The 24,515-nt window shown below is 71.4% G+C and carries 23 protein-coding genes and 1 pseudogene; 12 read left to right on the top strand and 12 right to left on the bottom strand.

Features of this window, described 5'->3' with window-relative positions:
• The first annotated feature begins 664 nt into the window (after positions 1-664).
• Positions 665-1,117: a bleomycin resistance protein gene (locus L3K22_RS02930; protein ID WP_263310064.1), complete on the top strand. Its 453-nt coding sequence runs from the start codon at positions 665-667 to the stop codon at positions 1,115-1,117.
• Between the two features lie 10 nt (positions 1,118-1,127).
• Here the strand turns inward: L3K22_RS02930 and L3K22_RS02935 are convergent, their stop codons facing one another.
• Positions 1,128-1,850 carry a hypothetical protein gene (locus tag L3K22_RS02935; RefSeq protein ID WP_263310065.1) on the bottom strand — a complete coding sequence of 241 codons (723 nt, stop codon included), beginning with the start codon at positions 1,848-1,850 and terminating at the stop codon, positions 1,128-1,130.
• A 77-nt stretch (positions 1,851-1,927) separates the two neighbouring features.
• Here L3K22_RS02935 and L3K22_RS02940 point away from each other — a divergent pair, with 77 nt between their 5' ends.
• The 5 genes from L3K22_RS02940 (at position 1,928) to L3K22_RS02960 (ending at position 6,459) form a co-directional block, all read left to right on the top strand.
• Complete coding sequence (locus tag L3K22_RS02940; protein ID WP_263310066.1) at positions 1,928-3,703, top strand: nucleotide-binding protein; 1,776 nt, start codon at positions 1,928-1,930, stop codon at positions 3,701-3,703.
• On the top strand, positions 3,700-4,638 hold the full coding sequence (locus tag L3K22_RS02945) for a hypothetical protein (RefSeq protein WP_263310067.1): 939 nt from the start codon (positions 3,700-3,702) through the stop codon (positions 4,636-4,638). The genes L3K22_RS02940 and L3K22_RS02945 overlap by 4 nt, the downstream gene beginning before the upstream one ends.
• Before the next feature lie 22 nt (positions 4,639-4,660).
• A complete protein-coding gene (locus L3K22_RS02950) occupies positions 4,661-5,083 on the top strand; it encodes a hypothetical protein (RefSeq protein WP_263310068.1) in 423 nt (140 codons plus the stop codon).
• Positions 5,080-6,072, top strand: coding sequence for a hypothetical protein (locus L3K22_RS02955; RefSeq protein ID WP_263310069.1), 993 nt, complete (start codon positions 5,080-5,082; stop codon positions 6,070-6,072). Before L3K22_RS02950 ends, L3K22_RS02955 begins: the two co-directional genes overlap by 4 nt.
• A gap of 75 nt (positions 6,073-6,147) precedes the next feature.
• On the top strand, positions 6,148-6,459 hold the full coding sequence (locus L3K22_RS02960; RefSeq protein ID WP_263310070.1) for a histone-like nucleoid-structuring protein Lsr2: 312 nt from the start codon (positions 6,148-6,150) through the stop codon (positions 6,457-6,459).
• A 60-nt stretch (positions 6,460-6,519) separates the two neighbouring features.
• Here the strand turns inward: L3K22_RS02960 and L3K22_RS02965 are convergent, their stop codons facing one another.
• The 7 genes from L3K22_RS02965 to dusB form a co-directional block, all read right to left on the bottom strand.
• Positions 6,520-7,410, bottom strand: coding sequence for a tyrosine-type recombinase/integrase (locus tag L3K22_RS02965; protein ID WP_263310071.1), 891 nt, complete (start codon positions 7,408-7,410; stop codon positions 6,520-6,522).
• A 184-nt stretch (positions 7,411-7,594) separates the two neighbouring features.
• Positions 7,595-7,813 carry a helix-turn-helix transcriptional regulator gene (locus L3K22_RS02970; protein WP_263310072.1) on the bottom strand — a complete coding sequence of 73 codons (219 nt, stop codon included), beginning with the start codon at positions 7,811-7,813 and terminating at the stop codon, positions 7,595-7,597.
• Positions 7,814-8,224: 411 nt separating this feature from the next.
• A complete protein-coding gene (locus L3K22_RS02975; RefSeq protein WP_263310073.1) occupies positions 8,225-9,616 on the bottom strand; it encodes a TIGR01777 family oxidoreductase in 1,392 nt (463 codons plus the stop codon).
• Positions 9,617-9,858: 242 nt separating this feature from the next.
• Positions 9,859-10,530 carry a MarR family winged helix-turn-helix transcriptional regulator gene (locus tag L3K22_RS02980; protein ID WP_263310074.1) on the bottom strand — a complete coding sequence of 224 codons (672 nt, stop codon included), beginning with the start codon at positions 10,528-10,530 and terminating at the stop codon, positions 9,859-9,861.
• Between the two features lie 219 nt (positions 10,531-10,749).
• Entirely contained in the window at positions 10,750-12,726 is a 1,977-nt protein-coding gene (gene dnaG, locus L3K22_RS02985) for a DNA primase (RefSeq protein WP_263310075.1), read from the bottom strand.
• Between the two features lie 4 nt (positions 12,727-12,730).
• On the bottom strand, positions 12,731-14,062 hold the full coding sequence (locus L3K22_RS02990) for a deoxyguanosinetriphosphate triphosphohydrolase (protein WP_263310076.1): 1,332 nt from the start codon (positions 14,060-14,062) through the stop codon (positions 12,731-12,733).
• 3 nt (positions 14,063-14,065) lie between these two features.
• Positions 14,066-15,295, bottom strand: a complete 1,230-nt coding sequence (gene dusB / locus L3K22_RS02995; protein ID WP_263310077.1) for a tRNA dihydrouridine synthase DusB — start codon at positions 15,293-15,295, stop codon at positions 14,066-14,068.
• Positions 15,296-15,552: 257 nt separating this feature from the next.
• Here dusB and L3K22_RS03000 point away from each other — a divergent pair, with 257 nt between their 5' ends.
• Positions 15,553-16,593 (top strand): LLM class flavin-dependent oxidoreductase, encoded by a 1,041-nt coding sequence (locus L3K22_RS03000; protein ID WP_263310078.1) that lies wholly within the window; start codon positions 15,553-15,555, stop codon positions 16,591-16,593.
• Positions 16,594-16,995: 402 nt separating this feature from the next.
• Here L3K22_RS03000 and L3K22_RS03005 read toward each other — a convergent pair.
• The 3 genes and pseudogenes from L3K22_RS03005 to L3K22_RS03015 form a co-directional block, all read right to left on the bottom strand.
• Positions 16,996-17,181, bottom strand: a pseudogene (locus L3K22_RS03005) (ATP-dependent Clp protease proteolytic subunit); the annotation flags it as partial.
• Positions 17,178-18,143 (bottom strand): DUF4037 domain-containing protein, encoded by a 966-nt coding sequence (locus L3K22_RS03010; protein ID WP_263310079.1) that lies wholly within the window; start codon positions 18,141-18,143, stop codon positions 17,178-17,180. The pseudogene L3K22_RS03005 and the gene L3K22_RS03010, both read right to left, overlap by 4 nt.
• A gap of 213 nt (positions 18,144-18,356) precedes the next feature.
• Positions 18,357-19,748 carry a glycine--tRNA ligase gene (locus L3K22_RS03015; protein ID WP_263310080.1) on the bottom strand — a complete coding sequence of 464 codons (1,392 nt, stop codon included), beginning with the start codon at positions 19,746-19,748 and terminating at the stop codon, positions 18,357-18,359.
• A gap of 150 nt (positions 19,749-19,898) precedes the next feature.
• On the opposite strand from L3K22_RS03015, the gene L3K22_RS03020 reads away from it, so the two are divergent.
• From L3K22_RS03020 to L3K22_RS03040, 5 genes are read left to right on the top strand one after another with little or no spacing between them, the layout of a single operon-like run.
• The gene (locus tag L3K22_RS03020) at positions 19,899-20,888 is read left to right on the top strand and encodes a metal ABC transporter substrate-binding protein (RefSeq protein ID WP_263310081.1); all 990 of its coding nucleotides are present in this window, start codon (positions 19,899-19,901) and stop codon (positions 20,886-20,888) included.
• On the top strand, positions 20,885-21,661 hold the full coding sequence (locus tag L3K22_RS03025; protein WP_263310082.1) for a metal ABC transporter ATP-binding protein: 777 nt from the start codon (positions 20,885-20,887) through the stop codon (positions 21,659-21,661). The genes L3K22_RS03020 and L3K22_RS03025 overlap by 4 nt, the downstream gene beginning before the upstream one ends.
• Complete coding sequence (locus tag L3K22_RS03030; RefSeq protein WP_263310083.1) at positions 21,658-22,581, top strand: metal ABC transporter permease; 924 nt, start codon at positions 21,658-21,660, stop codon at positions 22,579-22,581. The genes L3K22_RS03025 and L3K22_RS03030 overlap by 4 nt, the downstream gene beginning before the upstream one ends.
• Before the next feature lie 57 nt (positions 22,582-22,638).
• Positions 22,639-23,085: a Fur family transcriptional regulator gene (locus L3K22_RS03035; protein ID WP_263310084.1), complete on the top strand. Its 447-nt coding sequence runs from the start codon at positions 22,639-22,641 to the stop codon at positions 23,083-23,085.
• A complete protein-coding gene (locus L3K22_RS03040) occupies positions 23,082-23,708 on the top strand; it encodes a DedA family protein (RefSeq protein WP_263310085.1) in 627 nt (208 codons plus the stop codon). The genes L3K22_RS03035 and L3K22_RS03040 overlap by 4 nt, the downstream gene beginning before the upstream one ends.
• On the opposite strand, the gene L3K22_RS03045 is transcribed toward L3K22_RS03040, so the two are convergent.
• Positions 23,690-24,508, bottom strand: coding sequence for an isoprenyl transferase (locus L3K22_RS03045; RefSeq protein WP_263310086.1), 819 nt, complete (start codon positions 24,506-24,508; stop codon positions 23,690-23,692). The two genes, L3K22_RS03040 and L3K22_RS03045, sit on opposite strands and share 19 nt — an antisense overlap.
• Positions 24,509-24,515 lie beyond the last annotated feature (7 nt).

A 24,515-nucleotide genomic window follows, 5' to 3' on the forward strand; every position in this document is an offset into this window, starting at 1 on the left:
ACAGTGCCAACGAGGGCGTGCCTGGGTACGCGGATCACGCCTGACGAGCCGCTCGAGGCCACTTCGGGAGCGGATCACATCGTCGCAGGTCACCCCATGTTCGCTCGGGAGCGCCAACATTCGGGGATCCAGCCGGATCGGACTGTTTGTACAGGTCGCGCCGGGTTTTAGGCTCCGTACGTCGAAGGCGGTGCCACCGGACTGCCACCGTGAAACGTGCAGGTCAGCCCGGGTTCGCCCACATATCCCACGTTTCGGGATATAACCTCTTAAGGGAAATGTCTGCCGATCGCCAAAAATGGCATGTCGAGCGACGTCCAGTCGTTCGCGCAGGTCACCCCGCGTTTGCGCGAGAGTGCCAACATTTCGCGACAGGCTGCAAACTCGCCCGTACGTGCAGGTCGGGCCGGGTTTCTCGGCACTGACCGCCGAAGCCTGTGCCACCGTAGTGCCACCGTGAAACGCACAGGTCAGTCCGCACTCGCCCACATATCCCACGTTCCCCGATATAACCTCTTAAGGGAAATGTCTGCCGATTCGGGCGCTGAGCGCTCCCCACTCGATGCTCCCGCCGGCCGCCACGGACCGAATCTCGCCCTCGACGCGGAGCCCCAGAGCAACCATCCGGGGGTCGCAGACGGGGTCCGGCTGGCACCATGAGCACGTGAACTCACCGTCCCTGGATCCCGCTCTCGTCCCCGAACTGCTCGTCGCCAACACCCCGTCGAGCCTCGCGTTCTGGTGCGGACTCTGCGGCTTCCAGATCGCGTACGAGCGCCCCGAGGAAGGGTTCGCGTACATCACCCGCGGCTCCGCGCACCTCATGCTCGAACAGCGCGGCGTCGGCCGGAACTGGATCACCGGTCCGCTGGAGCCACCGCTCGGGCGCGGTATCAACTTCCAGATCACCGTCGACGCGCTCGACCCGATCCTCTCCGCCCTGGACGACGCCGGCCACCCGCTCTTCATGGCGCCCGAGGAGAAGTGGTACCGGATCAGTGGCCGCGAAGAAGCCGGCGTGAGGCAGTTCCTCGTCACGGATCCCGACGGCTACCTGATCCGTTTCCAGACCTCACTCGGCCACCGACATGCCCTGGACAGCAGGGAGCCCACGTGACGGGCGACGTTCACGCGTTGTTGGGCCCGTCCCCAGTGCCTGTGGCGGGGAGGTAGTCCTCGTCGGTGAGTGCGGCGGTGAAGATGTCGGGGTCGATGATCTCGTGAGGGACGGGGCGTCCGTCTTCGACGGCGGAGGCGTAGGAGAGCCAGCCGTACATCATCGACAGCGGGAACGAGTCGTCGTTGCCGCAGTAGCTGCGCCGGCGCCATAGCGACCAGAGAACGATCGACTGGGCGATGTCGGCGGTGACTGCGTCGCGGCGCTGCTCGGTGCTGTCGCGGAGCTGCGTGAGGGCGAACTGTCCGTCTTCGCTGCTGGCGGCGCAGGCTGCCATGACGCGGGCGGCGCCGGGCGGCATCGGGTCGACGATCGCGACGAGTCCGAGGTCCAGGAGCAGCCGGTCGCGATCCCACTCGTTGTCGTCCTCGGGAACGTAGATGACATCGCTGCCGTCGCGGAACGTGCCGAACCCGGGGTGAGGTGCGCGCCAGGGGTCCGAGGGCGGCAGGGTGTCGAGGATCGTGGCGGTGACGCCGGTGGCCCACGCGATGGTGAAGACGGGGGTGCGGCGGGTCCATTCGCGGAAGCGGCGGTCGATGTCGACGCGGGTCGTCATGGGGACGAGGGGGTCGTGAGTGGTCGCGGCCCACTGGGCGAAGGTGCGTCGGCGCGAAGTGGCTTCCTCGCGTGTGATCTCCATGATTCCGCCCGTCGTCCGCTCGAACTGCATTCGTTCATCGTTCCACGTCTGCCTGGGGAAACGAAGCCGAACGCACTTGATTCACCGCACCTTGGCATATAACTAGCATGAGCAACTCACTTGCAGTCATCGGACTGCCCCATGTGCAAAGCGCGCTGGAGGGCTTCGGTTTCGACGTCGTCTCCGGCGACGGGTTCCCTGAGACGTCGCGGCGGATCCGGGATGCTGCGGCCGATGCGGCGCTGCCGGTCCTGGTCGAGGATCACCGGCAGATCGGGCTGGAGCAGCTGATCGCGCGGCTGCCGGATACGGCGCCGGTGGTGATCGTCCGCGGGCCCGAGCCGATCCTGGGCGAGACCCGGGCGTCGATCCCGCTCACGTCGAGCCTCGGTGAGTATCTGGGGGCGCTCGGATTCCGGGACCTCGACCCGGCGCTGCAGGGCATCTGGGTGGCCGCGGATGGGACGATCCCCGAGACACTGCCCGACACCTCCACGGTGACGCCGCCCGCCGCCGAGGAGGCAACCGTCGAGCCGGTCGTCGACTGGCTGACCGACGACGAGCCCCCCGGACTTGGCACGCCCGCCCCCGCGCCGGCCCCGGAACCGGTCGCGTCAACGTCGACGCTCTCGGACTGGCTCGAGGACTCCAGCACCGCCCCCGAGACGCCCGAAGTCCAGCCTGTCGCCGACGAGGCGGACGATGAGGAGGAGTTCGACGGGTTCCACTCCCCCACCCCCGTTCCCGTCACGGGCAGCCATCGCGCCGATCCGGCACCAGCCGAGAAAGCCCCGATCCTGCCGGGCAGACGTCGTATCGCCCTGCCGACCTTCGCCGCCGAGACGGTTTCGGCGCCGACCGCCGCTCCGGGTGCCCCGCTCGATCTCGTCGACGAGGAGCTCTTCACCGACCTCCCGGACGGTCCCCGGAGCCTGGAGCTCGAGGGCGATGTCGACGCGGACACGGCGCTGGATGACGTGACCCGGGCCAGTGCCACCCGTCGTGCCCGGCGCAGCACCGCCCCGGCCGAGGTGATCGTCTGCTTCTCCGGCAAGGGCGGGGAGGGCAAGTCGACCCTCGCCCTGGCCCTCGCACAGGCCGCCGCGGAGATCGGCGGGACATCGGTGTGCCTGATCGATGCGAACCGGGCACAGGGCGATCTGGGCCTGTACCTACGGATCCGGTCCACGGACCTGCCCTCGATCTACGACGCGATCATGATCGGCGACCCCGCCTCCGCGATCCTCTCCCCCGACCAGCTCAACGCTGCCCGGGACGGGAAGGGCGACCATCTCGCGTTCTCGTTCGTCCAAGCACCCCGGCCCGTCAAAGCCAGCACCGACGTGGGCCTGGAGATCGCGGCGGTCACGGCCGAGCACTACAACGAGGTCCTCCAGATCGCGCGGGAGCGGTTCGACCTCGTCGTCATCGATACCCAGATCACCGAGGGCGTCGACACGACGGGGGTGATCGACCGGCTGATCGCGCCGCTGCTGGCACGGGGCGGGTACGGGGTCGGGATCTGCGAGCTCACCACCCCCGGCGTCGAGAACCTCCTCGTCGCGATGGAATCCCTGCGTCAGCGGGGTGCGGACGGTGCACGCATGATGACGCTCGCGAACAAGGTGCGGCCCTCGATCACCGACTATGGGCGGCTGCCGCAGCTGCTGGGCCGGGACTCGTCGTGGAAGGGCGCGATCCACTTCGATGACCGGATCTACGACGACCTCGTCGCCCGGCGCATCCCCTACGCGGTCCCGACCCTGTACGGCCCCGTCGTGGACATCCTCCACTCGGTCACCGGGGATCCGGAGTTCGATCTCCGCGACCCGGCCACCGTCCGTTCGGGCATGCCGTGGTGGAAGCGTTGGGCGCGCCGATGACGCATGCGACCTCGGAGCAGCTGTGCACGCTGCTGGACCACATGATCTGGGCTCGCTCCGCCACCGAGCAGCCTCGCCCCCGTCACCGGGTGCGGTTGCATGCACTGCCGCCGACCATGTGGATCCGCCCCGTCCCAGGCGTCGGCGGGCACAAGCAGGCCCGCACCGGGACCCTGCCGGCGACGATCGCCTGGCACGACGGGCCCCTCCACGCCGCCGACCCCGCCTGCACGTCACCGGTCTCGACAGGCTGGACCGTGGAGGCGGCCGGCACGCACCTGGACGGCGTCATCGACCTGACCGAGGGACGGGCGTCGGAGCTGGGTCGGCCGTCGGAGGCGATGTGGCCCGCCCACCGGGCACCCGTCCTCTCCGCCTACGAAGCAACCCGGGCGCTCGAGGGGTTCGAGGAGGCGGGTGAGCTCGCGCGCTGGTCGATGCTGACGCACCTCGAGCAGTTCGCCCACGAGAACGTGCACCGGGTCGCGGCGTCCCTCTGCCGGGAGATCACGGGCATCGACGATCACGAGACGGCGGCGGCGCTCCTCGATGATCAGCAGCTCGACCAGGTCGTCACCCACGTCATCTACGGAACCTCGGGGCCGGACAGTCGGATCCTCCGCTCCCTGGACCGGTGCCTGGACCCGGCCACGACACGGAACGTCGACCCGATCCGCTACCTCACCACCCAGATCCGCCGAGACCTCGCCGATCAGGTGCGGGTCGCGATCGGTGACCCCCAGGTCGGGCCGCGGGTCCGCAGGGTCGCACGGTCCCTCGGCATCGGTGCCGGGCTCGAAGCGATCATCGCCCGGTACAACCAGCTCCATCCCTCGGACCGGGTGTCGACGACGCGCGCGATCCGGGCCCTGACCGTCGCTCCCTCGCTCGAATCGGCAGCCGTCCGCGCGGTCTGGGAGATCCGTGATGTCTGAGCCTTCGACAGACGAGATCGATATGAGCCTCCTGATCGCGGAGCGGCGCGTCGCGAACGCGGCACGCGGTGAGCTGTTGCAGCTGATCACCGACGGGACCGTGACGCCGTGGGAGGCGATCATCGCGGCCGCCGCGTCCGGGGAGAAGCATCTGATGCGTCTGCGCCTGGACCAGATCATCACCGCCGGCCCCGGCATCGGTGCCACTCGTGCCCGCAGGGTCATCGCCCAGGTGTTGGCGATTCTGGACGCGACGGAGTCTCGGACCGCCACCGGGCACGTCACCCTCGCGTTCATCCTCGATGAGCAGGCGCGAGGGCGTCGCCTGCTAGCGGTGCTGGATGCGTTCATCGCCTACGGCCTGATCCACGACGCCCAGGACCTGAGGGTCTGGCCGGGGTTCCCGTTCGCGCCCGCCCCACTGACTAGGGAGGATCTGCGATGACGGCGCTGCTGCTGGACTCTGCGGCGAGGTTCCGAGCCCGGGCTGCGCACCCTCGCCGCTGCGAATGCGATCGGGACACGCTGGAGACGCCGTGGAAGGCGGAGATGTGCCAGATCCTCCACGCCCGCACCCAGGAGGAGCGGCGGGCGCTGCTGGATGGGTTCCTGTTCACGCACGAGGTGGAGATCGGTCGCGTGTTGAAGCGGGCGCAGCACATCTCGCATCTTGATTACCGGGATAAGGACATCGTGTTCTCCTATTTCGGTGACGCACTGATGCGAATGCTGTCGACGCGGTGGCTGGCCAAGGACGGGCCCGGGACCAGTCCGGTGTTCAACTACTCCCGGAACCTGCCGGCGATCCTCGAGGCCGAGACGCGGTACTGGATCCGTGAGGATCGTCGCAAAGGACTCCTGAACGGGACCGCAGGAGTGCCGGGCGATAGTTCCCATGATCGTCGGGCGAAGCTCGTCAAGCGTTCCCGGGATCTGTTCGAGGCGGAGCATGGACGGCCGCCTGCGGAGGGGGAGCTCGTCGACTTCCACAACACGAGGATGCGCGCGACACGGAAGGACGCCGCACGTCAGTCCGTGCTGATCACCGTGAAGAGCCTCGGCAGTCTCCGCGCAGTCCCGCTCGAGGACCCGTCCCTGTACACGGATGATCGCATGGCCTGCAGGGATGTGCCCGATGCGGGGGCGCGGGAGCGAGATCAGAGGGTTCGTTCGGTGATCGCGGAATGCGTGCGCCGTGATGCCGAGCGGGGGCCTGTGCGGGCTCGCGCACGGACGCGGACGCCGGTGTTGATGGCGAGTGTGGCGCGGGCATTCTTCGCCCGCCACCGGGAGGGTGAATTCCCGACCCGCAAGGAGCTCGTGGAGGATCTGGGGGTGACCGAGCCCGCGAGTCGACGGGAGGTCGGATCGCACATGAACGAGATCCTGACGATCTCCCGCACCCTGTTCTCGGACTACCGAATCAACAACTGACAAGAAAAGCCTGACGCCGCGAATAGGAAGTGTGCATATACTGTCGCCGCCATTACAACGATCTTTGGAGGTACCATGGCCCGCAAGACCCAAGTTCTCCTCGTCGACGACATCGACGGCACCGACGCCACGAGCACCGTCACTTTCGGGCTCGACGGCGTCGCCTACGAGATCGACCTGAACGACGAGAACGCGGCCCAGCTGCGTTCCGACCTCGAGAAGTGGACCGCCCTCGCTCGCCGCACCGGCGGTCGCGCGAAGCGCGGTGCCGCCCCGTCGGGTGACGCGAAGAAGATCCGCGAGTGGGCCAGCGAGAACGGCTACGAGGTCTCCGAGCGCGGCCGGATCCCCGCGGAGATCCGCGAGGCGTACGCGAAGGCGAACTGACTCCGGTCTCGTCCACTGCGGCCCGGCATCCCACTCTTGGGGTGCCGGGCCGCAGTGCGTTCACAGGCCGATCTTGCCTGCCGTGGAGTCGTCGAGGGCACTGGCGGGACGCACGTACCGGGCCAGCGAGTCGAGGCGTCGGTGCCTGGTAGTGCGGGAGATGGTCATCGGGTCGACGCCTTGTTCCGCGGCGGAGGTCGCGTGCCCTGCCCGAAGGGAGTGTCCGGACACCCAGGAGCGCGTGGCCCCGACGGCATGGGTGTCATTGTCTCCGCTGATGTCGGCAGCGGATGCTCGGGCTTGGATGATCCGTGCGATGGAGCGGTCCGAAAGTGCGGTGTCGGCGATGCGGGCGTGGTGGTGGATTCGGGAGAACATTGGGCGCCCGTCTCCGAGTCGCCGGCCGCTGGCGTCGAGCCACGCCTGGAGGGCGTGGACGGGGCAGGTCTCGGGATGGGTTCCGAGTGGGATGCCGATGAGGTCGCCGTGTCCGGTCTGGTCGGTCTTCGAGCGGCGGATTCGGAGCAACAGGCCGCCGTCGTGGCGAGTGATGTCGTTCGTGGCGAGTGCTGCGAGCTCGCTTCGGCGAAGGGCCGCGGCGAGTCCGAGCAGCAGGATCGCGCGGTCGCGCAGACCGGTGGCGGTGTCGAGGTCGTGCATGACGTCGATGATCTGCCGCATCAGGGTGGTCGTCACTGGTGTTGCTCGGCGGGATGGCGCAGTGCCGAGGGTTCTGCTGACGGAGCGGAGTGCTTGGCGGATGCCGTGGTGGGCGGTGGGGTCCTCGAGCCCTTGGTCGAGGTGGGTGGCGGAGATAGCGGCGACGTCCCGGACGATCGTCGCGTGAGCGACGTGCTCTGCTCTGTACGCGATGTATGCCGCGACAACCTCGGGTCCGGTCGGAACGGCTGAGTAGCCCCGCCCTTGGCACCAGGTGGTAAAGGTGCGCATGGCGGAGGCGTAGGAGCGTCGGGTCTCGGCGGACCGGCTGCCGGCGAGGAGGGCGCCGACGCTGCGGGCGTCCTCGAGCCGGACCGGTGTCGGCAGGGATGGGCGTGGCTGGATGGCTCGGCTCATGCTTTCCCCTTCGTCCGGTCCGGAGCTCGAGGAGCCTCACGGAGTTCAGTGGCGGTGTTCAGACGGCGCTCTTGTGTTCCTGGCGGGCGACCCAGTTGTTGACACTGGAGACGCGGTAGCGGACGCGGCCGCCCACCTTGACGTAGTCGGGTCCCATGCTGAGGCTGCGCCAGTTCGCGAGGGTGCGGGCGGAGATGCCGAGGACGTCGGCGACGTCGTGGGGGATCATCAGTTCGTCGAGGGTGACGACATCGTGGACGGCGGGCTTGCGGGGCATCAGGACCTCCGGTGTGGCGGGGCCGTGGTTCGGCCCTTGTGCTCCGCGACAGTGGGCGGGGGTTCACGGAACGTGTCGCGAAGCCCCTCCGGAGGACCGACGTGTCACCGTGGCCACCGGACGCGCACTCCCCCGACCGGCTCGGTCCCCGGGGGTTCCCGGGGTAGCCTGAGGGTCCCGATTCGTTTCGTCTCGCTCCGCCCGGAACGGGCGTGGAGCACGTGGACGAGGAGCGATTTAAGAGCGACTTATTCGGTGTAGCACCGTGAAATCGGCGGTTCTGAGGAGAGGGAGCGTGAGTCGGTTTCAGCCCATCACTGCAGGTCAGAAGCACAGAATCGGGTTGCGACCTGCAGGGACAGAGGACCCCGTTCCGTAATCCGTCGGTCGCGGGTTCAAGCCCCGCCTGGGCTACTCCTCCCCCTCGGCGGGCATCTGCCGCAGCAGGTGCCTCAGCGCGTGCTCGAGCTCGGGGTGAGCAGGCTCGAAGCCGCTCCTGCGCAGCCGGGCGTCCGAGACGTCCTGGTCGGTGCGGATCAGCTCGTCGGCCCCGGCGCGGCCGAGCACGAGCGCCGGTCCGGCGGCGGGGACGGGCAGCAGAGCGGGGCGGTGCAGCACCCGCCCGAGGGTCCTGGCGAACTCGCCGGCGGTGACCGTTCCCGGCGCGACCGCGTTCAGCGGCCCGTCCGCCGTGCTCGAGAGGATCACGTGGGCGTAGGCCCGGACCATGTCGTCCAGCGAGATCCAGGAGACGGCCGCGTCCCGCGCGGTGAGCCGCCCGCCCACGCCTGCGAGGAACAGCGGCAGCTGCGGCAGCAGCGATCCGCCGCCGTCGCTGAGCACAAGGCCCGTGCGCAGCATCGCCACCCGCAGTCCTGCCTCGCGCGCCGGGGCCGTCGCGGCCTCCCAGTCACTCACCACCTCGGCGAGGAAGCCGTCCCCCGGGCCGGAGTCCTCGACCAGCTCCTCCCCCGGCCGGCGCGGCCCGTAGTACCCGATGGCGGAGGCCTGCACGAGGGTCGTCGGCCCGTCGGACATACCGGCTAGGGTGCGGGCGAGGAGCGCGGTCCCCGTGAGGCGGGAGGCGCGGATCTCCGCCCGTGCCGAGGCGGTCCACCGCGTCGCGATCGAGCGGCCGCCGAGGTTGACCACGACGTCCACGCCCTCGAGGTCCGCGGGGTCGAGCCGCCCTCCCTGCGGGTCCCAGGAGATCTCACCCGGCGCCGTCGCGGCGCGCCGCACCAGCGGCCTGACCGTGTGCCCGCCGGTGCGGAGCAGCGCCGTCAGCTGGCTGCCGATCAGCCCCGAGGACCCGGCGATCGCGACGGTGAGCGGGCGCCGCTCGGTTCGCGCCGCGTGGAAGGCGAGGTCCTCGCGCAGCTGGCGGGCGCGGAAGTCCAGCACCCCGCGCACCAGCTCCCCGACACGGGGCTCCCATCGCTCGAGGCGCCGCGGCAGCTCGACTTCGAGGCGGTCGTGCACCGCGGCGCCGGAGCGGCTCTGCTCGACCGCGTGCTCGTGCCGCCAGGTGCGCCAGGGGCCGCGCACCTGCTGGTCGGCGAAGTCGAAGGGCGCCGACGCATCGGCGTGGCGCAGCAGCCAGCGGGGGCGCAGCGGCTGCGGGAGCAGCATCGGGCCGAGGCGCACGCTGACGAGACGGCCCTGATCGGTGCCGCCCTCGGCGGCGTCCTCGGCCGTGGCGAGCCCCGGCGGGGTGAGCCGTGTGAGTGCTCCGGGCCTCTCCAGCCAGGCGTTCACCTCGTTCCGGGGATGCTCGAGGTGGTAGCGGGTCTCGATCCTCACGGCGACTCCTCGATTCCGGAGCGGGCGGTGGGCCACCCGATCACATCGGCTCCCCTCACGCTACATCGCCGAGCTATGGATGCGTGGAGCAATGCCGCGGCACGGTGCACGCTCGGCGGGACGCCATGCTGGGCAGCGCCCCCTGGGACGCCGCGGCCGCACCGTGCCCCGGGTGCAGGAGGAGGCGCTGTGACACGGCACGCCCGACAGGGTTGTCCGAGGCCTCGCCGTCACCGGCGGGGTCATCGTCTGTGCGGGGCTGGGGCCGCAGATGACCGCTCGACCGAGGGGAGCGGCGCGTCGGAGGTGCTCTCGGCATCGAGCACCGCCGCGATGCGGCGGAGGAAGGCGGCGACCTCACCGCGTACCTCCTCGGGCACCTGCGCCGCCGCCTCCCGCATGCGCGCGTGCAGACCGTCCAGGCGCTCCCGGACCTGCGTGTGCCCCTGGTCGGTCGCGACGACGACGCTCGAGCGGCGATCATCCGGGTTCGGGACCCGCTGCAGATGCCCCGAAGCGGTGAGACGGTCCAGCAGCTTCGAGCTGGAGGCGCCGGAGATTCTGAGCAGCCGCGCCAGGCCCAGAGGGGTCAGCGGCTCCTCGTGCCGCTCGTGCGCGATGGCATGGCGCAGCGCGGCCAGGTCGGTCATGTTCATGTCCATCCCGGCGCTCGTCCGACGGCGCATGTCGCCGTGTGCGGCCTGGTAGGTGCGCAGCGCCGCGAGCAGGTCGATCGCGGAGTCGTGCTCGGGGTACCAGTAGCCGTCGGGATGCTCGCCCCTCGCCACTTCCCCGGGCTTCTCCGTCCACTCGCCCGACGCGTCGGCGTCGGGCGCCTCATCCGCTGCGCCGGCCGCGACCGGATGCGCGGTCCCCTCCCGTCGCGACTTTTGGGCGCCGCCACCTTGGTCCATCCCAGGATCGTAGCGTCCTGCCGGCGTCGGAGGTCCGCGCGGTCCGGACACCCTGCCGAGAGCCCTCCCGCCTCCCCGCGGCGCGCAGGCCCGGCACGCGCTGGCGCTCCGCCGCCGATCTGCTGACCGCCGGCCCCGACGACGCGACGGACAGCGAGCACCGCGAGGCGACGCGCGAGCGCGGACCCCGGGCGAGACGAGCCGCCTCGAGCGGTGCCGTCAGTCCGACGGGGCCCGCAGCGACCGACGCTTGATCTGCACCTCGGTCAGACGCGCCATGATCTGCTGGTAGCGCTCCGCGTCGGAGGGATCGGTGCGCTGGAGACGCTGCTTGAGCACGGAGTACTCGCGCGTGATCGACAGCTCGCTCAGCCGGTCCAGGAGCGAGACGCCGAGCCGTCCCAGCGCCTCCTCGCTGCGGGCCGGCAGGTCGAGGTTCGCGATCTCCACGATGAGCGGCCGCACCGTCTCGCCGGCGATCTCGAGGACCTGCTCCAGATAGCGCGCGGCGGGCAGCTGCCCGCCCACGGCGTCCAGGAGCGTACCCGCGGCCAGCATCACGTCCCACACCCCCTGCAGAGCAGGGACGTGGAAGGAGTCGTCCGGCAGGGCGGCCACACGCTCCGCGTCCAGCAGGTGCGGGGCCTGCAGCATCACGGCCAGCGACTGGGTCTCGACCTGGCCCACCGGGTCGCGGGGGCTGACCACGTCGGCCAGGCGCGGGATCGGCAGGGCGCCGCCGTCGTCCTCGATCGCCGGGGCGCCGGGCCGCTCCCCCGCCCGCTCGGGCGGCACCTCGTGGGCGCGGTGCCCGCCGCCGCCCTCGGTGCGGGCGGCGTCGTGCACGGCGCGCAGCACGGTCCGCTCCTCCATGCCGAGCCAGCCGGCGAGCCGGCGCGCGTACTCGGGCCGCATCGCGCGGTCCCGGATCCTCGCCACGACCGGCGCGGCCATCCGCAGCGCGGTGACCTGGCCCTCGACGGTGTCGAGGTCGACCTGGGAGATGGCGGTGCGGATCGCGAACTCGAACAGCGGCCGACGGGTCTCGATCAGCTCCCGCACCGCCTCGTCGCCGCGCTGGATCCTGAGGTCGCAGGGGTCCAGGCCGTTCGGCTCGACGGCGACGTAGGTCTGGGCGACGAAGCGCTGGTCCTCCTCGAAGGCGCGCAGCGCGGCCTTCTGCCCGGCGGCGTCGCCGTCGAAGGTGAAGACGACCTCTCCGGCCAGACCCTTCCCGTCGGTGTTCAGCCGCAGCCCGGCCGACGGGTTCGAGTCACCCATCACGCGGCGGACGATCTTCACGTGCTCGGCGCCGAAGGCCGTGCCGCAGGCGGCGACGGCGGTGGTGACCCCGGCCAGGTGCGCGGCCATCACGTCGGTGTACCCCTCGACGACCACCACGCGGTGCTGGGAGGCGATCTCCTTCCGGGCGAGGTCGAGGCCGTAGAGCACGGAGGACTTGTGGTAGATCGCGGTCTCGGGGGTGTTGAGGTACTTGGGGCCCTGGTCGGACTCGAGCAGGCGCCGCGCCCCGAAGCCGATGGTCTTGCCGGTGATGTCGCGGATCGGCCACACGAGCCGCCCGCGGAAGCGGTCGTACACGCCGCGCTGGCCCTGGGAGACGAGGCCGCTGGCGGTGAGCTCCTCCTCGGTGAAGCCTCGTCCGCGCAGCACCGAGCTCAGCGAGTCCCAGCCCTCGGGCGCGAAGCCGACGCCGAAGTGCTCGGCGGCGGCCTGGTCGAAGCCGCGCTCGGTGAGGAAGCGCCGCCCGATCTCGCCGATCGGGGCGGAGAGCTGCTCGCGGTAGAACTCCTCCGCGATCGAGTGGGCGTCCAGGAGGCGGCGCCGGGTCCCGAAGTCGGGCCGCTCACCGCCCTTGCCGTCGCCCTCCTCGTAGTGCAGCTGGACGCCGTAGCGCCCGGCGAGCATCTCGACCGCCTCGACGAAGCTGAGGTGGTTGATCTTCTGGACGAAGGAGATCACGTCCCCGCCCTCGCCGCAGCCGAAGCAGTGCCAGTGGCCGAGCTGGGGGCGGATGTTGAACGAGGGCGTCTTCTCGTCGTGGAAGGGGCACAGCCCCTTCATCGAGCCGATCCCGGCGGTGCGCAGCGTGACGTGCTCGGAGACGACCTCGTCCAGGCGGGAGCGCTCGCGCACGAGGTCCACGTCGGCGCGGCGGATCAGTCCCTGTGCCACCCGCTCAGAGCTCCGATCCGAGGCCGGGCAGGGGCATGTCCGCGGCGGTGACGTGCGTGAGGGTGCGGTCGTAGAGCACCTCGTGCAGGCGCCTCGCCGTGACGTCGGTGTAGGAGGCGATCTGGTCGACGATCACGCGTCGCCGGGCGTCGTCGTCCTCGGCCTGCTGCCACAGCTCCGCGAACAGGGGGCTGAGGTGCTGGGTGCCGGTGTGCCAGAGCCGGGAGTAGAGGTCGCGGATGATCTCCTCCTGCGCCTCGTAGACGGGCTGCTGGGAGGCGGAGGACATCACGTACGCAGCGGCCAGGCCCTTCAGCACCGCGATCTCGACGTGGGTCTCCTCCGGCACGATCACGTCGCCGCTGTAGCGGGACAGGGGCGCGGGCCCGTGCTCGGCGCGGGTGGCGGTGATCGCGGAGCGGGTGAAGCGGCCGATGAGCTGGCTGGCCATGTCCTTCAGCGCCGCGGCCGAGCGCATCGACCCGTCGAAGGCGGACATCCAGGAGGGCTCGGCCTCGAGACGGGTCAGCGCCGCGTCCAGCGGGTCGAGACTCTCGTGGGGCATGTACCAGTCCCGGACGACGTACAGCGCGGCGGAGCGCTCCATCGGGTCGCGCAGGCGGCCGAGGTCGAGGGTGCGTCCGGTGATCGCGTCCTCGATGTCGTGGACGGAATAGGCGATGTCGTCGGCGAGGTCCATGACCTGCGCCTCGAAGCACTTCCGTCCCTCCACGGCGCCCTCGCGGGCCCAGGAGTAGACGTCGCGGTCGTCGGCGTAGGTGCCGAACTTCGGGGAGTCCGGATCCGGGCCCTCGCCGCGCGACCAGGGGTACTTGATCGCGGCGTCGACGCAGGCGCGGGTGAGGTTCAGCCCGTGGGGGCGCTCAGGTCCGATCACCTTGGGCTCGAGGCGGGTGAGCAGGCGCAGGGTCTGGGCGTTGCCCTCGAAGCCGCCGAAGTCCTTCGCGAGGTCGTCGAGGACCTTCTCGCCGTTGTGGCCGAAGGGCGGGTGGCCGAGGTCATGGGAGAGGCAGGCGGCGTCGACCACGTCGGGGTCGCAGCCGAGCTCGGCGCCGATGTCGCGCCCCACCTGCGCGACCTCGAGGGAGTGGGTGAGACGGGTGCGGACGAAGTCGTTCGCGCCCGCGCCGAGCACCTGGGTCTTCGCACCGAGGCGGCGCAGCGCGGAGGAGTGCAGCACCCGGGCCCGGTCCCGCTGGAAGGGAGTGCGGGCCTGGGACTTCGGCGGCTCGGGCACCCAGCGCTCGAGGTCGTGGGCGGTGTAGCCGACGGGCGGGACGGCCGCGGCGGGGCCGAGGGGGGCGGTGGTCGTCATGGCTCAACCGCCCGAGATGTCGAGCTCGGCCTCGTGGAGGCGGGCCCGGTGCTCGTCGGACAGCTCGCGGGTGTCCATCCAACCGGCGGGGACGTTGGCGTTGCGGGGGTGGCCGGTGCGGCCGCGCGGCCCCTCGACGTCGGCGCCCGGGTAGGGCGCGTCGAGATCGAGCTCGGAGAGCTTCTCGTCGAGGTCCGCGAGGGATTCCATGGTCGCGAGGCGGCGACGCATGTCACCGCCGACGGGATAGCCCTTGAAGTACCAGGCCACGTGCTTGCGCAGGTCCTTCACGCCCCGGTCCTCGCTCTCGTAGAACTCGGTGAGCAGCTCGGCGTGGCGGCGCAGGATCCGCGCGACGTCGCCGAGGCCGGGGCGGACCCGCTCGGCGCTGCCGGAGAACCCGGCGGCGAGGTCGGCGAAGAGCCAGGGCCGTCCCTGGCAGCCGCGGCCGACGACGACGCCGTCGGCGCCCGTCTCGTACATCATCCGCAGCGCGTCCTCCGCGGACCACACGTCGCCGTTGCCGAGCACCGGGATGTCGGTGACGGTCTGCTTGAGGTCCGCGATGGAGGTCCAGTCCGCGGTGCCGGAGTACTGCTCCTTCACGGTGCGGCCGTGGAGGGTGATCGCGGCCGCGCCGACCTCCTGCGCGATCAGGCCCGCGTCGCGATAGGTGAGGTGGTCGTCGTCCACGCCCTTGCGGGTCTTCAGCGTCACCGGCACGTCGCCGGCGGCCTCGACCGCGGCGCGCAGGATGCGGGTGAACAGCTCGTCCTTCCAGGGCAGCACGCCGCCGCCGCCGCGACGGGTCACCTTGGGGACGGGGCAGCCGAAGTTCAGGTCGACGTGGTCGGCACCGTCGCGCTCGAGGATCATCTCCACCGAGCGGGCGACGACCGTGGGGTCCACGCCGTACAGCTGGACGGAACGAGGCCGTTCCCGATCTGCCATGCGCAGCAGGCGCCAGGACTCGCGGTGGTCCTCGATCAGCGCGCGCGTGGTGACCATCTCGGTGGGGAACAGCCCGCCGTCGTCCTGGCTGTGCAGGGCGCCGAACTCGCGGCACAGCACGCGGAAGGCCATGTTGGTGACCCCGGCCATGGGCGCGAGCATCACCGGGGTGTCCACGGTGAGCCTCCCGATCGTGAGGGGTCGACGACGAGCCCCCGGGCCGGGACCGGGGGTGCTGGCCTGGGCGGGGGCTCCGTGCGGGGCATCGTGGAGAAGCGTCATCGTCCTGGGATTCTCCCACCACCGGGCCGTCCGTGGGAGGAGGAGGGGTGGTGATGTGCATCCAGCCGAGTTCTGGCTCCGCGTCGACCGCTGTGGAGGAACGGTCGCAGCGCGCGGTGCGGAGGACCCGTCGACGGCGCGTCGGGCGGAAGGCAGGAAGTCCCCACCGGCGTCGCGGTCGCTTGGGAGAATGAGCCATCGGCGCATCCCCTTCCTCTCCCTCGCGCCGTGAAGGCGTCGCTCGAAGGAGGCGTGAGATGACCGCATCAGCATCCGGCACCCGGGAGGCTCCCCGGATCGGCTTCGTCGGTCAGGTGGACCACGGCGCCCTGGAGGACGGCCGCGCGCTGTTCCTCGAGGCCGAGGAACTGGGCTACGACGTCGGCTATGTGCGCGTGCGGCATCTGCAGGACGCCCTGTCCTCCCCGCTGCTGTTCCTCTCCGCGCTCGGCCAGCACACCTCCCGCATCCAGCTGGGCACCGCGGTGATCCCGCTGCGCTTCGAGAAAGCGGGCCGCCTCGCCGAGGACCTCGCCACCGCAGATCTGCTCACCGGTGGTCGCCTGCGCCCCGGGCTCGGCTCCGGCTACTCCGCGCACGACGCGATCTACACCCGCGCATTCGGGGCCCTGCACGGTGACCGCACCGACCACGTCGACCGGGTGCTGCACAATCTGCTGGAGCTCGTGGACGGGGAGATCGTCGCCGGCGCCGACCAGCACATCGAGGGCGTCGATCCCGGCACGCCGCTGCGGATCCAGCCCCAGGCCCCGGGTCTGCGCGAGCGTCTCGCCTACGGCGCGGCGAGCCCGCAGCGCGCGGCGATGGCGGGCCACGCCGGTCTCGGCCTGCAGCTGGCGACCATGGCCCCGGACGACGGCTCCGGCCGGTCCTTCGAGCTGCTCCAGCTCGAGGCGCTGGAGGCCTACCGGGAGGCGTCCCGCGAGTCCGGGCACGGCGAGGGGCACGTGATGGTCTCCCGCCAGATGATCCCGGTGGAGTCCGAGGCGGACCTGGAGCGCTACGTCACCCTCATCCCGCGCGAGAGGACCGCCGGGCCCGGCGTCAGCGACGAGCACCAGTCCCAGGAAATCGGCGGGAACGCCGCGGTGTTCTCCCGCATCGTCATCGACGATCCCGGCGTGGTCGCGCAGGCCTTGGTCGCCGACGCGGTCGTCCAGGCGGCCGACGAGATCTCGCTCGTGCTCCCCTTCGGGGCGCCCGCCCCGGACCAGCGCGCGATGCTCGGCACCTTCGCCCGGCACGTCGTCCCGCACCTGCTCACCGCGATCGTCTGAGGGGCGCGGGGAGTCTGCGCCGAGCACGTCGCAGGAGGATCCTGCGACGAGGACAGGATCTGTCCTCGGCCTCCGATACCCCTTCGCCAAGGACGCTCCAGTTCTCCCCCCCCCCCGTTCACCGTCTCCCCCGGCGCGATCGCGCAGATCGACGCGCTCGGCGGTGCCGTGCTCGTGGACGTCGAGCCCGGGGGCTGCTGCGGCAGCACCTGGGTCTTCCGACGCCTCGCGGAGGACGAATCGCCGCCGGAGGGCTCCGCACGTTTCGGCTGCGAGGGGGCCTGGCTGTGGACGACGGCAGGGGCCCTCACCCTCCTGCCCGGCGCGACTCTCGACCACGGTGTCCGCCTGCGGCCCCCTCGCTTCACCGTCAGCCGTGCTCCGGCGGTGGTAGAGGTGGATCGGGGCGTCGGCCGACTCGTTCTCCAGGTGCAGGATCTGGGCGATGACGGTGTTCGCGACGCCGTCGTCGATCCGGGTGCCGACATAGACGATCCGGTCGCTGAGCAGGCGAGAGAACACGTCGGCGCTGCGCTCGGCGCCGGTGTGGGGGCGCACGATGACGGAGCGGATGGTGCAGCTGCTCATCGTGCGCCCCCGATCCCCGCGGCGCGGCCGCGGGTTCCGGACTCGGCGAGCAGCTCCGGGAGCCCGCGCAGCCCCACATGGGGGCGGTCGAAGAAGGGCTCGATCGCGGGGTCCAGGGTGGGCAGTCCGACCTGTCCCTGCAGCGCGGCGACCTGCTCGACCAGCGTGGCGAGGGCGCCCTGCCGGGTGCACCAGTCCTGTGCCCGCAGCACCGCGAGCACGGAGCGGCGCAGAGCGTCACCGTCCGGCAGCGCGGCCGCCGAGCGGGCGAGCCACTTCCCGTAGGGCGCCCAGCGCCGATGCAGCAGGTGGGCGAGATGGAGCAGGGTGCGCACGTGACGCGCGGCGATCACGGCGGAGCCGTCCTCGTCACCGCGCAGCCCGGCCCGGCCCACGTCGGCGAGCTCCTGGCCGATGCGGGTCCAGTCCGCGCCGATCGCGCACCTGCGCACGTCCTCCGGGTACGTGCGCAGCCGCTCCCGGATCGCGGTGATCGCCCCGGTGCCGTCGTGGAGCACGGGACCGGCGGTCACCTCGAGCGCCGCCTGCCCCGTGAGCTGCAGCCAGTCCACCAGGTCGAGCGGCGCGGCGCCGACGAGCCGCTGCGGGACGATCCCCACCCGCGAGGCGGCGAAGTCCGCGGCCGAGGCGACCTCGGCGCGCTGGCGGACCACCGGCTCCCAGGTCGTCGCGAAACGCACGGGATGGCCGCGCCACTGCGTAGGCAGCTCCCGCTCGAGGAGAGCGTCGACCTCCTGCGCGGCGCCGCCCTCGACGAGCAGCGTGAGCCGGAGGCCCCAGTCGTGGTCGCGCGACTGCGAGTCGCCGAACCCGAGCACGTCCGATCCCGAGCCCAGCCGCGCCGCGGCGTACGGGAGACCAGGCAGCCGGCGCTCCAGCAGCGGCGCCACCACCTCCCGGTGGTAGGCGGCGGACAGCTCGAGGCCGGAGGTCCTGCTCATGCGGAGCACTCTGCCATCCCCGCGGCGCGGCGTGTCACGGACGGGCGCGTGACGGCACGACATGGCGATATAGCCATCTCATGTCGCCACGCGCCCGTCGGCGACGCTCGGCGGCCTCGGACCCGCGCGGTCCCGGACACCCGTCAGCTCGCCGGAACGAGAACGGGGCCGACGGGGAGATCCCCGTCGGCCCCGTCGGCCGTGCTGCGCGAGTCAGGCGCCGATGAGGCGCGCGGCGAGGTAGGACTCGACCTGGTCCAGCGCCACGCGCTCCTGGGTCATGGTGTCGCGCTCGCGGATCGTGACGGCCTGGTCCTCGGCGGTCTCGAAGTCCACGGTGAGGCAGAACGGGGTGCCGATCTCGTCCTGGCGGCGGTAACGACGGCCGATCGCCTGGGTCACGTCCATCTCGACGTTCCAGTGCCTGCGCAGCGACTCGGCGAGCTTCTCGGCGCGCGGCACGAGGTCCTCGCTCTTGGACAGCGGCAGCACCGCGGCCTTGACCGGGGCGAGGCGCGGGTCCAGGCCCAGCACGGTGCGCTTGTCGACCCCGCCCTTGGCGTTGGGGGCCTCGTCCTCGCGATAGGCGTCCACGAGGAAGGCCATCATCGAGCGGGTCAGGCCGAAGCTCGGCTCGATGACGTAGGGCGTGTAGCGCTCGTTCGCGGCCTGGTCGAAGTACTGCATCTTCGTGCCGGAGGCCTCGGTGTGGCTGCTGAGGTCGAAGTCGGTGCGGTTGGCGACGCCCATCAGCTCGCCCCACTCGCTGCCCTGGAAGCCGAAGCGGTACTCGAAGTCGATGGTGCCGGCCGAGTAGTGGGCGCGCTCGTCCTCCGGCACGTCGAAGCGGCGGAGGTTCTCCTCCTTGATGCCGAGGTCCACGAACCAGTTCCAGCACTCCTCGACCCAGGCCCTGAAGTGCTCGTCGGCCTCCGCGGGCGGGGTGAAGTACTCGATCTCCATCTGCTCGAACTCGCGGGTGCGGAAGATGAAGTTGCCGGGGGTGATCTCGTTGCGGAACGCCTTGCCGATCTGGCCGATGCCGAAGGGCGGCTTCTGCCGGGTGGCGGTGACGACGTTGAGGAAGTTGACGAAGATGCCCTGGGCGGTCTCGGGGCGCAGGAAGTGCAGGCCCGCCTCGGAGGAGACGGGGCCGAGGTAGGTCTTCACCAGGCCGGAGAACTGCTGCGGTTCGGTGAACTCGCCGCGCGTGCCGCAGTTGGGGCAGGCGATCTCCGCCATGCCGCCCTCGGGGGCGCGGCCCTTCTTGGCCTCGAAGGCCTCGATCAGGTGGTCCTCGCGGAAGCGGTTGTGGCAGCTGCGGCACTCCACCAGCGGGTCGACGAAGGTCGCGACGTGACCGGAGGCCTCCCACACCCGCTTGGGGAGGATGATCGAGGAGTCCAGGCCCACCATGTCCCCGCGGGACTGGACGAAGGTGCGCCACCACTGGCGCTTGATGTTCTCCTTGAGCTCGACGCCCAGGGGGCCGTAGTCCCAGGCGGAGCGGGAGCCTCCGTAGATCTCACCGGCCTGGAACACGAAGCCGCGCTTCTTGGCGAGAGCGATGACGTTGTCCAGCGTGCTGGCGGGGGCCTTGGCCACGGGGAGACTCCTGGTGACGGTGCGATCAGAACGCGCCCAGCATAGTCATCGGCCCAGGACGCCGCTCGCGTGTGAGCGTCCCCACGCGCACCGGCTCCGCACGGCCTCCCGACTTGCACGCCGACTCCCCCATTGGTGAGAATGATTGTCATGTCGCATGCCTCTCCCCTTCGCCGCCGCACCCTCCTGTCCGCTCTCGGCCTCGGCGCCGGTGCGGCGCTCCTGGCCGCCTGCGGGGAGGGCACGGCCGCCGACGGGGACGGGCTGTCGGTCGTCACCTCGGCCTACGCGCTGAGCTTCCTGGTCACGCGGATCGGCGGCGAGCGCGTCGCCCTCACGGACCTCACCACGGCGGGGGCCGACGCCCACGGCCTCGAGCTGTCCGTGAAGCAGACCATGCTCGTCGAGGAGGCCGACCTCGTGCTGCAGATCCCCGGCTTCCAGACCGCGCTCGACGACGCCATCGCCTCCCAGGAGGGCGACAACGTGCTCGACGTCTCCTCCGTGATCGCGCTCCTGCCGGCCGATGCCGGCAGCGCGGAGGAGGGGCACGCTGGGGAGAGCGAGGAGGAGCACGCCGAGCACGCCGAGGAGGGCGACTCCCACGAGGGCCACGACCACGGCCCGAGCGACCCCCACTTCTGGCACGACCCGCTGCGGATGGCGGATCTGGGCGACGCGATCGCCGCGCGCCTGGGCGAGCTCTCCCCCGAGCACGCCGAGGAGTTCACCTCCGCCGCGGCCACGGTGCGCGAGGAGCTCGAGCAGCTCGACGCCGAGCTGACCTCCGCCTTCGAGGAGGTGGCCGACGAGCGACGCACCTTCATCACCAGCCACGCCGCCTACACCTATCTCGCCGACCGCTACGACCTGCACCAGGTGGGGATCTCCGGGATCGACCCGGAGACCGAGCCGTCCCCGCAGCGGCTGCTCGCCCTCGAGACCGTGGTCCGCGACGAGGAGGTCACCACGATCTTCTTCGAGGCGACCGCCTCGCCGAAGGTCGCCCAGACCCTCGCCGACAATCTCGGCATCGACAGCGCCGAGCTGGACAACCTCGAGACCCAGCAGTCCCCGGAGGCGGACTACCCTGCCGTCATGAGAAGCAACTGCACCGCCCTCGCGGAGAGCTGGGCGTGAGCGCCGGGGACGGAGCCGGGGACGGACCGGTCGTCGAGATCGTCGGCGCGAGCGTCTCCCGCGCCGGCCAGCGGGTCCTGCACGACATCGACCTGAGCATCGAGCGCGGCGAGCTCGTCGCGCTGCTCGGTACGAACGGCTCGGGCAAGTCGACCCTGCTGCGCGCCGCGGTCGGGGTGCTGCCGCTCGAGAGCGGCACGGCGCACCTGCTGGGCCGCCCGGTCTCCCAGGGCCGCGCCCACGACGGCCTCGGCTACGTCCCCCAGGAATCGGCCGAGACCGGCTCGATCCCGGCGATCGCGCGGGAGACCGTCGCCAGCGGCCTGCTCACCGCCCGCCGCTGGTGGCCCAGCGCCCGTGACCCCCGGGTCGATGCCGCACTCGAGGCGGTCGGGATGGCGGACTTCGCCGACCGGCCGATCACCCGCATGTCCGGCGGGCAGCGACGGCGCGTGATGATCGCCCGGGCCCTGGTGCGCGATCCCGAGCTGCTCGTGCTCGACGAGCCCTTCTCCGGGGTGGACGTCCCCACCCAGCAGCTGATCGCCGACCTCTTCCGCGAGCTCTCCGCCCGCGGCACCACCCTGCTCGTGGTCCTGCACGAGACCGGTCCGCTGACCGATGACATCAGCCGCGCCGTGGTCCTGGACCACGGCCGCATGGTCCACGACGGCCCCGTGAGCGAGCGCCCGCACCTGGACCCCGGACACGGACACCCCGAGGACGCCGCTCCGCTCGACGAATGCCTGGGACAGGAGATCCACCCCGCATGATCTCGATGCTGGACATCCTCACCTCCGATCTGCTGCGCTACCCGCTGATCATCGCGGTGCTCATCGGGCTCACCGCCCCGGTGGTCGGCACCTATCTGGTGCAGAAGCGGCTCTCCCTGCTCGGCGACGGCCTCGGGCACGTCGCGCTGACGGGCGTGGCCGTCGGCTGGCTCGTCGGCGCCTGGCTCTCCGCCACCCCGGCGGACCTGCTCGCGATCCCGGGGGCACTGGCCGCCTCCGTGATCGGCGCGGTGCTGATCGAGTACGTGCGCGAGATCAGCCACACCAGCCGCGACGTGGCGCTGGCGATCCTGTTCTACGGCGGCATCGCCGGCGGTGTGGTCATCATCCAGCTCGCCGGCGGCACCTCGCAGAACCTGATGGGCTATCTCTTCGGCTCCCTCTCGACCGTGACCCGACTGGACACCGTGATCGCGCTCGTGCTCGCCGTGGTCGTGCTCGCGATCGGGGTGGGGCTCTCCGGCCTGCTCGCGGCCGTCACCGCCGATGACGAGTTCGCCCGCGCCGCGGGGCTGCCGGTGCGGACCGTCAACGTCCTCATCGCAGTGATGGCGGCGCTGACGGTGACGCTGTCGATGCGGATCGTGGGCGCACTGATGGTCTCGGCGCTGATGATCGTGCCGGTGGCCGCCGCGCAGCATCTGGTGGTCGGCTTCGCCCGCACGATGCGCACTGCCATGGTCATCGCGGTGCTGTGCGCCGTCGGCGGCCTGGTGATCACGGTCTACGTCGACCTCCCGCCGGGCGGCGTGATCGTGCTGCTGACGATCGCGGTGTACGTGGCCGCGCTCGTCGTCCGCTCGCTGCTCGCGGCGCGACGCAGCCGGCTTGCGGTCGGCCCCGGGTCCGCGGCCGCGGACGCCGCCCCGGCGGCGGCGCGTGGTCCCTCCCACCGGTGATGGTGGTCCCTCCCACCAGAGATGGAGGTCCCGCACCAGGTGGGGGACAATGAGGGCATGCAGAGGAACACCCGCCAGCGCGCCGCGATCCTGGAGACGCTCTCCCGGCAGGTGGACTTCCGCAGCGCCCAGCAGATCCACGAGCAGATGCGCGCCGACGGCGAGACCGTCGGCCTCGCCACCGTGTACCGCAACCTGCAGGCGCTCTCCCGCGCCGGGCGTCTGGACGTGCTCGTGGCGGGGGACGGGGAGTCCCTCTACCGGCAGTGCGAGGACACCGGCCACCATCATCACCTGGTGTGCCGCGAGTGCGGCCGCACCGTGGAGTTCCTCGCCCCGAGACTCGAGGCGTCCATGACTGCGATCGCCCGCGAGCACGGCTTCACCGAGGTGGACCACACCCTCGAGGTCTTCGGGCTGTGCGAGGAGCACTCGAGCACCGCCGCGCCCTCGGAGGACGAGGACGATCCCGAGGAGCCGGAGGACGAGGTGGCCGCGCGATGACGGACTGGGTCCAGTCGCTGCCGCTGCTGCCGGCGATCGCGTTCCTGTACGTGGTGATCTGGGCGCGCGCCGGCGGCACCTATCTCGTCGGCCGCGGGGCGCGGAAGGCCGCGAACCGCGGCCGGGTGAAGAAGCTGCTGGAGTCGACGTCCGTGCAGCGCGCGACCGAGCTCGTCAACCGCTGGGGCGCCTGGGTCGTGGCGCTGAGCTTCCTGACCGTCGGCTTCCAGACCGCCGCGAACGCCGCCGCGGGCCTGACCGCCATGCCTGCCCGCCGCTACCTGCCCGCCCTTGCCGTCGGCGGCCTGGCCTGGGCGATCATCTACGCGACCGTCGGCCTGGTGGCCGTGGCGGGCTGGTTCGAGCTGTTCCTCGTCTCCCCCGCCGGCGCCGTCGCCGTGCTCGCCCTGCTGGTGCTGCTGATCGCTCTCGTGCTGCACCATCGACGCCGCACGGGCGCCCGGGCCGCCCTCGTCGCGACCCTCACCGAGAGCGAGGTCGCGACCGAGGCCCCGTCCGAGGTCGGCACCGACCGGCCGACCGCGACGGAGCCGGCCGCCGCTCCGGCTCGGCCCGCGCAGACCGCCGCGGCCGAGCGGGTCGCTCAGAGCCCTGCGGACTGAGCCTCCGGCGCATCGGGGGCGTCGACCGCTCCCCCGTAGCGCCGATCGCGCCGCGCATACTCCGTGATCGCCCGCCACAGCACGCGGCGGTCCACGTCGGGCCACAGCTCGGGGACGAACACGAGCTCGGCGTAGGCGGCCTGCCAGAGCAGGAAGTTGGAGGTGCGCTGCTCGCCGCTGGTGCGCAGGAACAGGTCCACCTCGGGCATGTCGGGGTCGACGAGATGGCGCCGGATCGTCTTCTCGCTGATCCCGGAGCCCTTGAGCCGCCCTGCCCGGGCCTCCTCGGCGATCTCGCGCACCGCGTCGACGATCTCGGCGCGACCACCGTAGTTCACGCACATGTACAGCGTCATGCGGGTGTTGTCGCGGGTACGCTCCTCGGCCTCGTTGAGCTCCCGGATCACCGAGCCCCAGAGGCGCTGCTCGCGGCCGATCCACACGATCCGCACGCCCCAGGAGTCCAGGGTGTCGCGCTGGCGGCGCAGCACGGAGCGGGAGAAGCCCATCAGGAAGCGCACCTCCTCCGGGGACCGCTTCCAGTTCTCGGTGGAGAAGGCGTAGGCGCTCAGGTGGGTCACGCCGATCTGGAGGGCGCCGGCGACGACGTCCAGCAGCGCCGCCTCGCCGGCCTCGTGCCCTGCCGTGCGGGGCAGGCCCTGGCGGTTCGCCCAGCGGCCGTTGCCGTCCATCACCACCGCGATGTGGCGAGGGATCGTGGGGGCCGGCAGCTGCGGGGGCAGTGCGCCGCTGGGGTGGGCGAACGGCTCCTGGTACCCGTGACGGGATGCACCGGGCATGCGGGGT

It is taken from the genome of Brachybacterium atlanticum (genome assembly GCF_025669985.1).
Lineage (GTDB): Bacteria > Actinomycetota > Actinomycetes > Actinomycetales > Dermabacteraceae > Brachybacterium > Brachybacterium conglomeratum.

Coding starts and splice junctions, on each gene's coding strand:
- L3K22_RS02935 (WP_263310065.1), bottom strand. CDS start 1,850: ATGCAGTTCGAGCGGACGACGGGCGGAATCATGGAGATCACACGCGAG.
- L3K22_RS02940 (WP_263310066.1), top strand. CDS start 1,928: ATGAGCAACTCACTTGCAGTCATCGGACTGCCCCATGTGCAAAGCGCG.
- L3K22_RS02945 (WP_263310067.1), top strand. CDS start 3,700: ATGACGCATGCGACCTCGGAGCAGCTGTGCACGCTGCTGGACCACATG.
- L3K22_RS02950 (WP_263310068.1), top strand. CDS start 4,661: ATGAGCCTCCTGATCGCGGAGCGGCGCGTCGCGAACGCGGCACGCGGT.
- L3K22_RS02955 (WP_263310069.1), top strand. CDS start 5,080: ATGACGGCGCTGCTGCTGGACTCTGCGGCGAGGTTCCGAGCCCGGGCT.
- L3K22_RS02960 (WP_263310070.1), top strand. CDS start 6,148: ATGGCCCGCAAGACCCAAGTTCTCCTCGTCGACGACATCGACGGCACC.
- L3K22_RS02965 (WP_263310071.1), bottom strand. CDS start 7,410: ATGCGCACCTTTACCACCTGGTGCCAAGGGCGGGGCTACTCAGCCGTT.
- L3K22_RS02970 (WP_263310072.1), bottom strand. CDS start 7,813: ATGCCCCGCAAGCCCGCCGTCCACGATGTCGTCACCCTCGACGAACTG.
- L3K22_RS02980 (WP_263310074.1), bottom strand. CDS start 10,530: ATGGACCAAGGTGGCGGCGCCCAAAAGTCGCGACGGGAGGGGACCGCG.
- L3K22_RS02990 (WP_263310076.1), bottom strand. CDS start 14,062: ATGACGACCACCGCCCCCCTCGGCCCCGCCGCGGCCGTCCCGCCCGTC.
- dusB (WP_263310077.1), bottom strand. CDS start 15,295: ATGACGCTTCTCCACGATGCCCCGCACGGAGCCCCCGCCCAGGCCAGC.
- L3K22_RS03000 (WP_263310078.1), top strand. CDS start 15,553: ATGACCGCATCAGCATCCGGCACCCGGGAGGCTCCCCGGATCGGCTTC.
- L3K22_RS03010 (WP_263310079.1), bottom strand. CDS start 18,143: ATGAGCAGGACCTCCGGCCTCGAGCTGTCCGCCGCCTACCACCGGGAG.
- L3K22_RS03020 (WP_263310081.1), top strand. CDS start 19,899: ATGTCGCATGCCTCTCCCCTTCGCCGCCGCACCCTCCTGTCCGCTCTC.
- L3K22_RS03030 (WP_263310083.1), top strand. CDS start 21,658: ATGATCTCGATGCTGGACATCCTCACCTCCGATCTGCTGCGCTACCCG.
- L3K22_RS03035 (WP_263310084.1), top strand. CDS start 22,639: ATGCAGAGGAACACCCGCCAGCGCGCCGCGATCCTGGAGACGCTCTCC.
- L3K22_RS03040 (WP_263310085.1), top strand. CDS start 23,082: ATGACGGACTGGGTCCAGTCGCTGCCGCTGCTGCCGGCGATCGCGTTC.
- L3K22_RS03045 (WP_263310086.1), bottom strand. CDS start 24,508: ATGCCCGGTGCATCCCGTCACGGGTACCAGGAGCCGTTCGCCCACCCC.